Annotated in this window: 13 protein-coding genes; 5 read left to right on the forward strand and 8 right to left on the reverse strand. The window is 70.0% G+C overall.

Annotated elements, in window-relative coordinates; translation table 11 throughout:
- Positions 1-454 precede the first annotated feature (454 nt).
- Genes ACGBYP_RS10225 through ACGBYP_RS10235 form a run of 3 tightly spaced genes read right to left on the reverse strand, consistent with a single transcriptional unit; the run spans position 455 to position 1,148 of the window.
- The gene (locus ACGBYP_RS10225; protein WP_411583642.1) at positions 455-670 is read right to left on the reverse strand and encodes an EAL domain-containing protein; all 216 of its coding nucleotides are present in this window, start codon (positions 668-670) and stop codon (positions 455-457) included.
- Positions 622-795, reverse strand: a complete 174-nt coding sequence (locus ACGBYP_RS10230; protein ID WP_411583713.1) for an EAL domain-containing protein — start codon at positions 793-795, stop codon at positions 622-624. The genes ACGBYP_RS10225 and ACGBYP_RS10230 overlap by 49 nt, the downstream gene beginning before the upstream one ends.
- The gene (locus ACGBYP_RS10235; RefSeq protein ID WP_411583644.1) at positions 747-1,148 is read right to left on the reverse strand and encodes an EAL domain-containing protein; all 402 of its coding nucleotides are present in this window, start codon (positions 1,146-1,148) and stop codon (positions 747-749) included. The genes ACGBYP_RS10230 and ACGBYP_RS10235 overlap by 49 nt, the downstream gene beginning before the upstream one ends.
- Positions 1,149-1,180: 32 nt before the next feature.
- On the opposite strand from ACGBYP_RS10235, the gene ACGBYP_RS10240 reads away from it, so the two are divergent.
- The gene (locus ACGBYP_RS10240) at positions 1,181-1,384 is read left to right on the forward strand and encodes a hypothetical protein (protein WP_411583645.1); all 204 of its coding nucleotides are present in this window, start codon (positions 1,181-1,183) and stop codon (positions 1,382-1,384) included.
- Positions 1,385-1,599: 215 nt separating this feature from the next.
- Complete coding sequence (locus ACGBYP_RS10245) at positions 1,600-1,977, forward strand: ATP-binding protein (protein ID WP_411583647.1); 378 nt, start codon at positions 1,600-1,602, stop codon at positions 1,975-1,977.
- A 52-nt stretch (positions 1,978-2,029) separates the two neighbouring features.
- Here the strand turns inward: ACGBYP_RS10245 and ACGBYP_RS10250 are convergent, their stop codons facing one another.
- Both ACGBYP_RS10250 and ACGBYP_RS10255 read right to left on the reverse strand, forming a co-directional pair.
- A complete protein-coding gene (locus tag ACGBYP_RS10250; RefSeq protein WP_411583649.1) occupies positions 2,030-4,219 on the reverse strand; it encodes a SpoIIE family protein phosphatase in 2,190 nt (729 codons plus the stop codon).
- A gap of 346 nt (positions 4,220-4,565) precedes the next feature.
- A complete protein-coding gene (locus tag ACGBYP_RS10255) occupies positions 4,566-5,732 on the reverse strand; it encodes a hypothetical protein (protein ID WP_411583651.1) in 1,167 nt (388 codons plus the stop codon).
- Positions 5,733-5,808: 76 nt separating this feature from the next.
- On the opposite strand from ACGBYP_RS10255, the gene ACGBYP_RS10260 reads away from it, so the two are divergent.
- Both ACGBYP_RS10260 and ACGBYP_RS10265 read left to right on the forward strand, forming a co-directional pair.
- Complete coding sequence (locus tag ACGBYP_RS10260; RefSeq protein ID WP_411583652.1) at positions 5,809-6,153, forward strand: antitoxin Xre/MbcA/ParS toxin-binding domain-containing protein; 345 nt, start codon at positions 5,809-5,811, stop codon at positions 6,151-6,153.
- Positions 6,150-6,707, forward strand: a complete 558-nt coding sequence (locus ACGBYP_RS10265) for an RES family NAD+ phosphorylase (protein ID WP_411583653.1) — start codon at positions 6,150-6,152, stop codon at positions 6,705-6,707. The genes ACGBYP_RS10260 and ACGBYP_RS10265 overlap by 4 nt, the downstream gene beginning before the upstream one ends.
- Positions 6,708-6,996: 289 nt before the next feature.
- Here ACGBYP_RS10265 and ACGBYP_RS10270 read toward each other — a convergent pair whose 3' ends face one another.
- From ACGBYP_RS10270 to ACGBYP_RS10280, 3 genes are all read right to left on the reverse strand, one after another.
- Entirely contained in the window at positions 6,997-7,890 is an 894-nt protein-coding gene (locus ACGBYP_RS10270) for a hypothetical protein (RefSeq protein WP_411583654.1), read from the reverse strand.
- 123 nt (positions 7,891-8,013) lie between these two features.
- Positions 8,014-9,630, reverse strand: coding sequence for a methyl-accepting chemotaxis protein (locus ACGBYP_RS10275; RefSeq protein WP_411583655.1), 1,617 nt, complete (start codon positions 9,628-9,630; stop codon positions 8,014-8,016).
- A gap of 1,062 nt (positions 9,631-10,692) precedes the next feature.
- Complete coding sequence (locus tag ACGBYP_RS10280; protein WP_411583657.1) at positions 10,693-12,252, reverse strand: GAF domain-containing protein; 1,560 nt, start codon at positions 12,250-12,252, stop codon at positions 10,693-10,695.
- A gap of 243 nt (positions 12,253-12,495) precedes the next feature.
- Between ACGBYP_RS10280 and ACGBYP_RS10285 the strand changes: the two genes are divergently transcribed.
- The coding region (locus ACGBYP_RS10285) for a hypothetical protein (RefSeq protein WP_411583659.1) at positions 12,496-13,027 on the forward strand (532 nt) is incomplete at its 3' end.

Here is a 13,027-nt window from a genome sequence, read left to right on the forward strand (position 1 = left end):
GAGGCACGCCGCGCAGGACCGACCGGCACCCGTTGACCTTCCACACAACGGGATGAACCGCTCGTGGCGTGCCCATGTGAGGGGGCTGAGTGAGACATCCTGGGCTGCGCGACCGAAACGCGCCGCCGAGGAGGTCTCTGTGTCGACCCCAGCGGGCGTGCCTCCCGATGAGCTGGCCATCGTGTACGGCTGGATGCGCCGGTTGGGCAGCGATGAATCCGCGGCCGAGGACTTGACGATCGAAGTTGTGCTGCGGTATCGCCGCCAAGTCGGCCCTCGGTGGCTGCAACGGTGTGACCCGCTTGTGCGTCTGCGATTTCTGTCTGCCCAGGTAGTCCTCGAACGACGTGGAACCCTTTAGCCTTACGAGACACAACGAGCAGCGGGGCTGGGGTGAGCGAACGCTGATCTTCATCGGCAGTTGCCATGTCGGCGAGTCGCGGCTGGCCGGACCTCAGCCCGCCAAAGACGCCACGACCTCTGTGGCTGCGGGCCGCAAAGCGGCGTCCTGAAAAAGTGCGGAGGCGGCTGCTGGTCGGCCGTAGAGGTAGCCCTGGGCGTGCACGCATCCGAGCCTGCGCAGAACCTGTGCTTGGTGGGTGTGCTCGACGCCTTCGGCGATCACGTCGAGGCCGAGGGCGCGGGCCAGCGCCAGTACGGCCTGCACCACGGGGCCGGGTCATCTAGTCGGCGGATCTGCTGGATGAAGGACCGGTCGATCTTGTGGATGTCGACCGGCAATCGGGTCAGTCGGGCTGGGCTGGAGTATCCCGTGCCGAAGTCGTCGACCGCGATGGGCCGAGGCTCCGCAGCCGGCGCAGCGTGTCGAGGGCGGCGTCGGTCTCGCCGGCCAGCGAGGACTCGGTCACCTCGAGCACCAGGGCGGACGGCGGCAGCCCGAGCCGGTCGAGCAGCGCTGACACGCGGTCGGCGTAGGAGGAATGCACCAGCTGGCCGCCGGTGACGTTGACGGCGACGGTGGCTGGGCCGCCCGAAGCCCGCCAGCGGAGAGCCTGGCGGCATGCCTCGGCGGGTGAGCAGTCGGCGAGGGCAACCGGGCGCGGGTATCCCCGGTCGATGGCGGGGGAAAGACGCGAGGGCTGATCTCGAACAGGGTGACGCGAGTGCCGGCGTCCCTGGTCGGGCACTGGAGGTATGCACGCCGGAGCGGAGGCCGACCGTGAGCAGCAGCGAGTGGATCACCTGGGAGCGGTGTCCGCGCTGCGGGAGCAGCGCGGCCGTGGGCTGGAAGGCGGCGACGGATTTCGTCGACCCGATCGAGTTCGACTGCCCCGGCGGCTGCCACCTGGGCATCGACGAGATGGTGCGGAATTTCCCGGCCAGGGATTGCAGCGACCCCCCGCACGATCAGTTCGGCTGTTAGTGGCCCGCGGTGCGGGGTAAAGCCTGCCGGCCGGACTGCCGATGCACCATCTAGCCCGGTTCCGTGACGACACAGACGGGTGAACTACCGCCGCGACCTCGGGGAGAGCGACCCAAGTGCCACAGGCATCGTGGGGACCGTGCCGGCCGCCGGTGGGCATTGATGCCGACCGCCGCCTTCACACCACGGTCAGCAGGCCTGCCGACCTGAGAGGAGTGCGGGCTCGACTGCGCCCCATCGTCCCGGCCCAGTCCGCAGCGGCGGGCCCCGGCGCGGCGACGGATGACCTGGAACGCATTCTTCTCGTCGTCGAGGAGCTGGCGAGCAACGGCCTGCGGCACGGTGACCCGCCGGTGGAGATCACGCTGTGCGCTACCGCGAGCGGCTGGCTGCTCGCCGTCTCGGACACCGCCGCCGACCGGCCGCCCACCCTGGCGGTCGACCGCGATCCGGCGGACGGCGGGATGGGCCTGTACCTGGTCGCCCGCCTCGCCTCGGCGCACGGCTGGACCGTGGGCGACGGCAGGAAGTCGGTGTGGGCACTGGTCGAGCGCCTGATCGTCCCGCACAGCGCTTCTCACGTGCCGGCTTGACCCTCCGGCAGCGCTGGTCGCCGGACTGTCACCCCGTACGCGGGCGGCAGCCTCAGTCGGGCTGCGGGATGACCCTCGGGGCCGGCGGCACGTTCGGCGGGATCCGGTTGGGCCCGGCCTCCGGGGGCCGCGGCTTGTTCTGCGGATGCAGGCGCACCGCGACGATCGCCACGTCGTCATCGGGGTTCTCCGGCACCAGACGGGCCAGCAGCTCGTCGCAGATCTCATCGAGCTCCCGGCCGGCGAGCTCCTCCAGCGCGCGGTGCAGCCGGTGGAGCCCTTGGTCGAGATCCTGGTCGCGTCGTTCGACGAGACCGTCGGTGTAGAGCAGGACCACCGCGTCGCGGTCTAGGGTCGCCTCGAATTCGAGGCGCTCGGTGTCGGGGCGGACACCGAGCAGCAGGTTCGTCGTGGCGGCGTGGAGCTGGGTGACGCCGCCGTCGGCACTGATGACGAACGGTGGGGGATGGCCGGCGTTGGACCACCGCAGCACGGTCAGCCCGCGACGCGCCTGGCTCTCGCTCTGCTCGAGCCGAGCCACGACGGCGGTGGCCGCGGTGTCGACCTGCAGGGTCTCCATGACGCGGTCGGTGTGCTGGAGCAGTTCCGCCGGGCTGTAGGACCGGTCCGCGCCCAGCGCCCGCAGGAGTGTGCGGATCTGCCCCATGTGGGCCGCGGCCCGGGCGTCGTGGCCCACGACATCACCGATCACCAGCACGGTCGCTCCGTCGGGCTGAACAAAGGCGTCGTACCAGTCGCCGCCGACCTGGGCGGCCTGGCTGGCGGCGAGGTAGCGGACGACGACCTGCAGGTGATCGGGCTCGGGTGGGGCGGTGAGCATCGACCTCTGCAGCGTCTCGGCGAGCGTCTGCTGCTGGCGGAACAACCGTGCCGCGTCTAGCGCCAGGCCGGCGCGGGCGGCGACCTGGCGGGCGCCGTCCAGGTCGTCGTCGGTGAAGGGCCCGCGGTCGCCGCCGTTGGCCAGAGTGAGCAAGCCGACCGGGCCGGCACTGCCCGGAAGAGGGAGAACGGCCACGGCTTCGGGGCCCAGCGTGCTGAGTGCCTCGCGGACGGGCCCGGGAGCCAGCATGGCCAGCCCGCGGGAGGTGGCGTCGCGCTCGATCAGCTGCAGCTGACCGCTCTCCACGGCCCGCACGATGATCGCGTCGTCGGTGAGCGCGGTCAGCCTGTTCCGCGCATAGGCGTCCGCTACCGGGCGCATGGCGGGATCGGCATGGAAGGACGCCGCGTTGCGCAGCCCGCGTCGCGATCCGGCGCCCCGGTCGTCGTCGACCAGGGTGACGACCGACCAGTCGGCGAGGTCGGGCACGACCAGCCGGGCGAGACGCTCGGCGGCGGCACCGGGGTCAACCGTCCGGGTGAGCTGTTCGCCGATGCGGCTCAGCAGTCGTTCGCGACCGGCCCGGCGCTCCACGCGTTCCTGCAGGCGCCGCCGCTCAGTGGTGTCGAGGAAATAGACGGACAATCCCTCGGGAGTGGGCACGGCGCGGACCTCGACCCAGATGTCGAGCGGCTCGGGGTAGTAGGCATCGAAGGACACCGGGGTCCCGGCGTCGACCGCGTGGCGGTAGTGAGCCTCGAACGGTGAGCCCACCGCCGCGGGGAAGCGCCGCCAGATGTTCCGGCCGAGCAGGTCCGCGCGGGAGGCCCCCAGGATGCGCTCGCCCTCGGCGTTGATGCGGCTGAAGACCCAGCTGCGGTCGACGGTGAAGAAGCCGACCGCCATGTCCTCCAGGATGCGGGCCAGACCGTCCTGGGCCTCGTGATGGGGCGTGACGTCCCAGGCCGCGCCCAAGACTCGGGTGGTCACACCCGTCTCGTCGCACAGCGCCCGGCCACGGGCCGCGATCCAGCGAATGGTGTCGTCGGGGTGGACGACCCGGTACTCGGCCTCGTAGTCCCCGCAGCTGTCGATGGCCCGCTGCAGGAGGAGACCCACCCTTGCCACGTCCTCGGGATGCAGTCGGTCGTTGAAGGCCTCGATCGACCGGCCGAAGGCATCCTCGTCGTAACCGAACAGCTCGCGCATCCGCTCGTCCCACTCGAGCACCCCGGTGGTGAGGTCCCAGTCGAATGTGCCGATACCGGCCGCCGTCGTCGCCAGGTCGAGCAACGTCTGACGCGCGTCCGTGGGATCGACGACGTCGGTCAGCTCGACCGCCTCGGGCCGGACCCGCGGAGCGGGCAGCCCGTCCTGGATCTCGGAACCCTCGTCAGCCACGCGTTCCCTTCCGCGGGCCTTCGCCCCTCCGTCTGCGCTTGGCCGGGTCTCGGTTAGGCGAGCCGTCGTCATCGTTCGGCGCACTCATTGAGATTGATTGCCAGGCCGGGCGATGGTACGTCAGACGTCCTGCGTCGAGCAGCGACCTGGCTCGTTGTGGCTGGGGCACTGTTGCCGACACGCCCGCGCTCGAGAGCCACGGCGGTCTGCGCGGCCGAGGGACGAGCCCGAGCCACCGCTCCAGGAGGGCGCAAAGGCCGTGGAGCCGGCCGCGATAAGCGGCGGATGTGCCCGCGCGATCCGGTCCACCGACGATGAAGGTGGTTGAGCCATCTCCCGCACTGGCTTAGGCGGTCTTCTGCTCCCGCTCCGTGGCGATGTCTTCGAGCAGGCTGTTAATCGTGCGGACCGGCAACTCAGGCCCGTCCTCGGCCCGATACTTGCGATTGATCATGAGCCGCAGCTCGCGTGCCCGGGTGAGGCGGTCGACCTCGATACCGGCCCGCCATGGAGCAGGAGCGGTAAGCAGCTTGTCGACCTCGGCGGCGCGGGCGTGCAGGTAGTGGCCTCGGGGGTCGTTGGCGGGACCGTTGACGCTGCTCCCACATGCGCCGAGCCGGCAGCCGCCCACCCGGGTTCGGATGTCGGTGTTCGACAGGTAGCCGGCGCCGATCTTGCGGCTGACGGTCAGCGCCGCTCCAGGCAGGTAGATGCCCGCGATGGGCCCACCGCCGCCCTCCGGCGAGCCGTCGGCGGGCGGCGGCTTGGGCGGCTGCTTCTGGCGACTGATCGCCGCGGCGTGGTCGACACGCTCGCGCATGCCGATCCCGACGGAGTAGTGCCCGGCGTGGCCGAGCGCCAGCGCGACCTGACCGATGTTGCCCGACAGCCCGGCGGTGACCGTCAGCCCGGCGTCGCTGAACGCCTGCAGGACGGCGAAGGCGCTGCGCACCTTGCGCACCCCCTCGTCCTCCCCGCCGAGCGGGGAGATTCGCACCTCCACGACCCGCATACCGGCCCGGTAGTACTCGCGGGCCAGCTCGGCGGCTGACGCGACGGGGAACCTGCTGGTGAGCACGACGGTGGCTCGCACTGCGGGGCCGTGCTCGTGCAGGGTCCGCTCGGCGAGGTCGACGTTGAGGTTCGCGGTTCGCTCGTCGCGGACGAAGAAGTGCGGTGGCGTGACCGCGGTGACGAAGGCCGGGTGTGCTTCGACCACCTCGGCGACCAGCGTGGCGCGCGCCCGGTGGTCGCGGGCGAGCTGGTCGACGTCGTAGGGAACGGGCGGGTTGTAGGCCAGGCCCGGCAGGTCGAAGCCAGGCGCGGTCAGCCGCTCGGTGGCCGGGTCGAAGTAGACCGCGACGTCGCCCTCCCGGGCCGCCTCGGCCGCGGCCTGCTGGTGCTTGGCGGCCTTGGTGTCCAGCACGATCGCGGAGACTCCGCCAGGGTGGCCGGCGAGGAAGTCCTCGACCTTCTTGTGGTCCTGCCCTCCGAGCCGGAACTCGATCCCCACGGGCTCACCCCTCTCGACGTCGCCTCACGGTCGGTGACATACTAGCTGACAGAGACTGTGACAGAAGAGGTGACAGATGGCCACTGCCGGGGCACTGGCGCACAAGGTGACCGGCTTGATCTCCGGGTTGGGACTGACTCAGGAGGAGATCGGGCGAATCGTGGACGCCTCCCCGCGGTCGGTGGCGCGGTGGTCCAGTGGCGAGGTCGTCCCGCAGAAGCTCAACAAGCAGCGCCTTGTGGAGCTGGCCTATGTCGCCGACGCCGTCACGGCCATCCTTCCGCGGGAGGAAGCCAACCTGTGGATGTTCACTCCGAACCGGCTACTCGGCCATGACTCGCCGGCGCATCGCATCCACGACGGCGACTACCGCGACGTCCTGGACCTGATCGAAGCGCTGGCGAGCGGCGTGGTGGTGTGACCGCCCCGCTCGACGAAGCCGTCGTCCAGCAGGTCAACGACCTCGGCACGACCACCTGGTCGGGTACCGTCCACCGCTACACCAACGCCGTCTACGATCCCTTGTCCGGCGAGGGGGCCTATCGCTTCGGCGGCCGCTGGAACCCGCGGCGGGTCTTCCCCACGATCTATCTGGCCGATCCGTTGCGGGCGTGCGTGCTGGAGTTCGAGCGTGCCGCTCGGGCCGCGGCGATCGACCCCGCTGCGATGATGCGCCGCGGCTACGTGCTGCACGCCATCACGGTCACTGACTTGCCCCTGCTCGACCTGCGCTCCCCAGAGGCGCTGGAGTCTGTCGGGTTGAGCCTTGAGGACATCACCGGCGAGGACTGGTCGGCCTGCCAGGCTGTCGGCCATGCCGCCTGGTTCCTGGAGTTCGGCGGCGTCTTCGCCCCCTCCGCCACCGGAGAAGGCTTCGTGCTGGCCGCTTTCGAAGGCCGGCTGCAGGCCGGGCATTTGTCCGTGGGAACCTCCCGACGCCTGGACGAGGACACCTACCGTACGGCGATCGGTTGACGTGGGGCAGGTCCCGCCCGATTGGTGAAGCGACACATCCGGGCAGAGCAGGTCAGCGTACGAAGCGCAGCGGCACGAGAGCGTCGAGCAGCCCTTCGGGGCACCGTGTTGTGGCGCGGTCGACCTCGCCTGCCGTCGAGTCCTGCGAGCTTTTTGCCGCCCGGGTGCATCGCGATCCCCGTCGACGTCCTCGGCTCACTGGTTCAGGTCCAGGTGCAGGCGGTGACGGGTCGGGCAGCCATCCGCTGCTCCGCATGCCAACCCACGGAACGCTCGCAGACCTGTGACGCTAGGCCGCCTGGGGAAGCATGCTTCCGGTGGCCAGCTCCCACGGCTGCGTCAGGGTGTCGAGCGTGGCTTCATCGAGCAGGTCCGCCAGCGCCAGTCCCTGCACGCAGCCGGAGAGCACATTCCACACCCCGTAGCCGGCGTCGGCCGCGCCGAATCCCCCTCGGCCGAAGGCCGAGACGGCCAGTAGTTGCGCTGCGGCCACGGCACGGACGCGTCCTGCCAGGTTTGCGGCCCAGCAGGCGCTGTGCATGGCCTCGGCCCAGGGACGGCGGCGTGCTCGCACGTCATCGACGGTGCGGCGCCAGCGCTGTCGGTGCTCGGTGCCCAGATGCTCGAGGGCGGTCAGAAGTGCGGTCAGCTGTACGGCCGTGGGACCGAGGTCGAGAACTCCAGTCAGTCGGGATGCCACGTCCGCGGCCTGGAGCGGTGCGGTGAGTCGGTGAGCCAGGTGGGCCGGGAGCACATCGCTCGCCCAGACGCCGATGGCGGCGTCGGCCAGCACGTCTGTGGCCCGCGCCCACACATGATCGTCGCCGGCGAAGGCCGCGGGATGCTCGGCGCCGAGGATGTCCTCGCGCAGTAGTCGCTCCGCGGCTGCGGCGTTGCCGACCGTGCTGCGAGTGAGCGACCGGAGCAAGGCACTCGGGTTGACCGCTGGGCCGCTCGGTGTCGAGATGCTTCCCAGGTGCGGCACGCCCGCGGCGAGTTCTCGCGCGCGGTGTCCGTCCACGGCGTAGTTGGACCCTGCGCCGGGATGAACGTCGGCGAGCCGATGGACCAGCTCGCCGTCGACAGCCATTGCGGTGAGGAGGACGTCGGCGACGCGATGACCGGCGGGGCGCCGCACCAGGTCGAAACCGAGGGTGGTGGCGCTGGTCAGTGAGTAAGGCATGCCGCCTCCCATTCCGGGTCTGCCGGTCCCGGCAGACAACGTAGGTGGCCGGCGGCCGTCCTCCGCCCAACGATCGGCGGAGGACGGCCGCGTGCTGTCTGGCCCGGCTCTCGAAACCTCGGCTCAGTAGGTGAAACGCGCGACGCTGGTGCGCAGGTCGGCGGCCATCCGGGACAGCTCGTCGACCGCGACCCGGGTCTGCGTCAGCGCCTGGGTGGTGGAATCTGCAGCAGCCGAGACACCGACGATGTTCTCGGCGATCTGCCCGGAGCCACCAGCGGCCTCGGTGACCGACCGGGACATCTCGTTGGTGGTCGCGGTCTGCTCCTCTACCGCCGAGGCGATGGTGGTCTGCCGGTCGGAGATCTGCGCGACGATCTGGCTGATCTCCTCGATCGCGCTCACGGCAGCACCCGTGTCGCCCTGGATCGCCTGCACCCGTCGGGCGATGTCCTCGGTTGCCTTCGCCGTCTCCTGCGCCAGCTCCTTGACCTCATTGGCCACCACCGCGAAGCCCTTGCCGGCCTCACCCGCGCGAGCCGCCTCGATCGTTGCGTTGAGTGCCAGCAGGTTCGTCTGCTCCGCGATGCTCGTGATCACCTTCACCACGTTGCCAATCTCGGCGCTGGACTCGCCCAGCTTCGCCACCGTCGCCGAGGTGCGCTCAGCCGCGGTCACCGCCCGGACAGCCACCTCGCTGGCCTCGGCGGCGTTGGTGGCGATCTCCCGGATCGAGGCACCCATCTCCTCGGCCCCGGCCGCCACCGTCTGCACGTTCCGCGACACCTCTTCCGCGGCCGACGCCACGACACCGGACTGCGCACTGGTCTCCTCCGCCGATGCGGAGATCTGCGCCGACGAGGCCGACAGCTCCTCCGACGACGCCGCCACCGCATCCGCGTTGGCCACCACCGAGGACAGCACCTCCCGCAGGCTTTTCTGAGCCTCGCCCAGGGCCGCCGCCATCCGGCCCAATTCGTCACGGGATCGGACCTGGGGGGTCACCGTGAGGTCACCCGCTGCCAGTGCCTCGACCGAGCGCTGCACCGAGCCGACGGTGCGGACGATCTGGCGGATAACCACGGCGGCGAGGAGCCCCGAGAGGGTGACGCCGACGCCGAGGACGACCCACATCAAGACGGTGGCTTCTCTCGCGTCCTGAGCACCGTGCTCAGTGTCGACTGCGGCCGCCTCGGTCTTCCGATCCGTCGCCGCCTCGAGCTCGTCGAGAAGCGCGTTGATGGCGTCCCGCACGTCGCCGACCGCCAGTTGGGCAACCGCGGCCGTGTCCCCCCGGTCGGCCGCCGGCACGAGCTGGGTCTGGACGGCTTGGTAGTAGCCGTCGACCAGACCGAGCAGCCGCGCGTAGTTCTCCGGGGTGGAGGCCATCGGCTCATAGGCCGCCAGCTGCTCGGTGAGCGTTTCGTACCGATCGTCCAGTTCCGCCCGCAGCTGTGCGCGAGCTTCGGCATCCGCGATCGCGTACGTCAGGTACCGGGCTCGATCCCCCTGGATGGAGCGCTGGATGTCGCCCAGCGCCGCGAGGGGAACGACATCCTGCTCGTACAGCTTCGCCTCGTCGGCGGCCAGCGAGCCGATGCGGGCGACCGCCACTGCGGTCAGGCTGACCGCGACAACGGCCAGCAGCGCCAGCGCGGCGGCGATCTTCAGTCCGACCGGGCGATCGGCGAACCAGGCGAAGCGGCGGGCCGGTGGCGACACCGGTACGGGGGAACTCATGACAACTCCTGCGAGACGAAGGGATGGACGCGCTCCGAGTCACGACCTGACCCCTGCGTCACGGTCCGTCCCGGCAATTGCAAGGCGCACGTTAGAGCCGTTACAGCCAGTCTGATTGGGACGCCCCTCGGCGTGTCAAAACAAATGTGTATCGCGTTGGCCGGAATTCTCATGTCATCATGTCGACAATGGCAAAGCATTTGACTCCCGCTCGGCGATTCTATCGTGTCGACATGGCAAGACGGTCAATGGCAAGCCACCACTTAGGTGCGTCACCTCATACCGCGCCGCAGCCTGCAGCGGCAGGGGCTCCCACCGAGATCACGACGTGCGCGGCGACAAGGATGCTCATTAGGTCGGATAAGCAGATCGCGCTCAGAGCCGCCGAAACGACGCCAGGCTATGGCGCGAAGGTCGCCATGAACCCCGCTGCGAGGTGGAATGGACCATGGGCGAGACACCGCCGGTGCGGTGGATGGACGGAGCAGCCGGCACCGTCCCGGCCCGGGCCCAATAGTCGGCCGGCGCACCTGATGCACTCCAGCCGGATGCCCGGTCAAGCTGGGCGGCGGACGGGGCCCGATACCGCCACATCAAGCCGAATCACGAAATGCCCGGCCATAGATGGTGGCGGGCTGTTCAGCAGGGGTCAGGGGGTGCCCGTTGCCGACCGGGCTCAGGATCCGCCCTTTTGCAGCCTGATCGGCCTCCCACCCACCCGACGCCAGTCGAAACCAAAGGGGTCGCTTGGTTAGCGATTTCGAACGGGAGAGCGTCGTCTCCGCACACACCTGTGGAAGGTTCAGCTCCGCCCTCCGTCGGGCTCCGGCAGCGCTCGCGCAAGCCACCCACCTGGTTCGTCGCAGCCATCATCTCGAAGATCTCGAGCGGCTGCTGCTGCTTGCAATGCCCGGTCCGAAAGTGCCGTACCGTCCGAAGCTGTCGGCCACAGGGGACAGTCGCCGGGTCGACCTACCACCGGTCGGACTCGCGAACACCGCACGGCCGGGCGTCGGCCCTCGATACTCAACGGGGGCACCTGCGATACGGCGACGTCCACCGTCAGTCGAGAATCGCCTTCGTGACGGCGGTCTGCTCGGTCAGCACGCCGCCGATCAGTTGCTGAGTCTCGTTGATGCGCCCGACCACGCCGCTGATCTCGGCGAGGGCGCTGACCACCCTGTCTACCTGAGTCTGGATGGCGGTCACCTTCGCGTCCACGTCTTTGGTCGCTCGTGCGGTCTCGGCAGCCAGTTCCTTCACCTCATTGGCCACGACCGCGAAGCCGCGGCCGGCCTCTCCCGCCCGCGCAGCCTCGATGGTGGCATTGAGCGCCAGCAGGTTCGTCTGATCGGCGATCCCTCGGATGGCCTTGACGACCTTGCCGATGTCGGCGCTCGAATCCCCGAGACCGGCGACTTCGCGATTCGCCTCGTCGGTCAGGCGCTGCCCGTCGCCGGCCACCGCGGCGGCCGACAGCACGTTCCGCTCGACTTCGGTGATGGACTGCAGAAGTTGCTCCCCCGCCGTGGTGAGCCGCTGTGCGGCGGTAAAACGCTCCGCGGCCTGACCGAGCAGGAACGCCGCGTTGCGCAGTGCGTCTGCTCGGCTGGCCGACAGCGTGAGCTTCGACGTCGCGAAGAAGTCCATGGTGCCGACGACCTCGCCGCCGACCAGGATCGGAAGACAGACGCCGGACTTGACGCCGGCACGTTGGGCTGCCGGGGCGCGCACGCAGTCGGTCACCTCCCCCAGGTCCTCGACGAACACCAGGTCCCGGGCACGCCAGGTCCGCCCCGACAGGCCGACCCCCTCCTGGAACGACGCGGTCAGCGTTACCTCGCGGAACTCGCCGCCCGCGTCGCCGGACTCCTGGACGAAGCGCAGGACCCGCGCCTCGGTGTCGACCGCCCAGTAGGACGCGTAGGCCCAGCCGAAGCCCTCTCGGATCGTAGCCAGTGCCAGCGACATCGCCTCCTCCAGGGAGCGCGCCGCGGAGGCCCTCCGCAGCACGTTGTTGACGGCCGCCATGTCCTCGGCCGCCTGCGCCCGGCGTTCGGCCGTGGCCACGCGCTCGATCGCCTGGGACACCAGTTCTCCGATGCTGCGCAGCGTCTCCAGGCGTTGCGCGGACGGGGAGAGGGTTTCGCTGGCGAAAAAGTCCATCGTCCCGGTGACGTTGCCGTCCTCCAGCAGGGGGAAGCAGACGCCGCTGCGCACCCCGACGCGCTGCGCCACCGGTGCGCGCGGGCAGTCACGGACCTCGCCTATGTCAGGGACGAACACCAGATCGCGGGACCGCCAGGCCCGGCCTGACAGTCCGACGCCTTCGCGGAACGTCGCCGCGAGCGTGACCCGCCGGAAGTCCTCGCCAGCGTCCCCAGACTCCTGAACGAAGCGCAGGACACCATCGCCCGGATCGATCCGCCAGTACGAGCCGTAGGCCCAGCCGAACCGCTCCCGGACCAGGTCCAGTGCGGCGCGCACTGCCTCGTCCGACGTGCGCGCCTTGGCCAGGGCCTTGACCACCGCGGTCACCGCCTCGACATTCGCCCGCGCCTCGATGATCTCTGCGTGACCCTCTTCCACCTGCTGGCGCCGACGATCCCCTGATCCGAACATCCCGGCTCTCCGCTCCCACACCGACGCACGCTGCCCCGACCGCAACCAACGTCTCGATGCGGACGCGAGCGGTCCTGCGGTCCTTCGGCACACCAGGGTGGAACTTGAGTCCGATCTCGATCCCTAATGGTCTCGTATGCCCAAGAACCCTTACTGGCGCCGGTCGGACGCGCTCGGCGCAGAGTCCGTCGCGGACCGAGCGGCAGGACCGCTACGGCGGTCCGACCGACGTACCGTCCTCCGGTGTTCGTCTACGACCTGCGCCACGTGCTCGAGCTGCCTGCCGGGACGCCGGATCAGATCGTCGGGCTGACCGAGTTGCTCAAGGACGTCGTCCGAGCCGGCACGGCCGCGGCCGCGGTGGGCGGCTGGGTGAGCGCACTGCCGTGTCGGCGACGTCGGGGCAGGCGCCGTTGCCCTGGCCGCATTCTCATCCGGCGGAGTGAGCCGCCGACACCGATTGTGTGGGAGTGCACCTTCTGCGGGGAGGAAGGCTCGGTCGACGGCTGGCAGGACACCTCCTACGACCTACGCGATCGGTCCCCGTGGTCGACCGATCCAGAGCATGACGTCAGCGTCTCCCACGACACGGCCACGAGCCTGCGCGAGCTGACGCTGCTGGACGTCGACTGCGAGCGCGTCATCTACGGGGTGATGGCGCTCGCCGAATGTCCCCAGGGGTGCTCATCGAAAGTCCCCACCCGGGTGCGGGGTCAGGTTAGCGGTCGGCGGGTGCCGGTGGCGGTGCGGCGGAGGGTGTCGGTGCGGGCGTGGT

The sequence above is a fragment of the Modestobacter sp. SSW1-42 genome (assembly GCF_046635825.1).
Classification (GTDB): domain Bacteria; phylum Actinomycetota; class Actinomycetes; order Mycobacteriales; family Geodermatophilaceae; genus Modestobacter.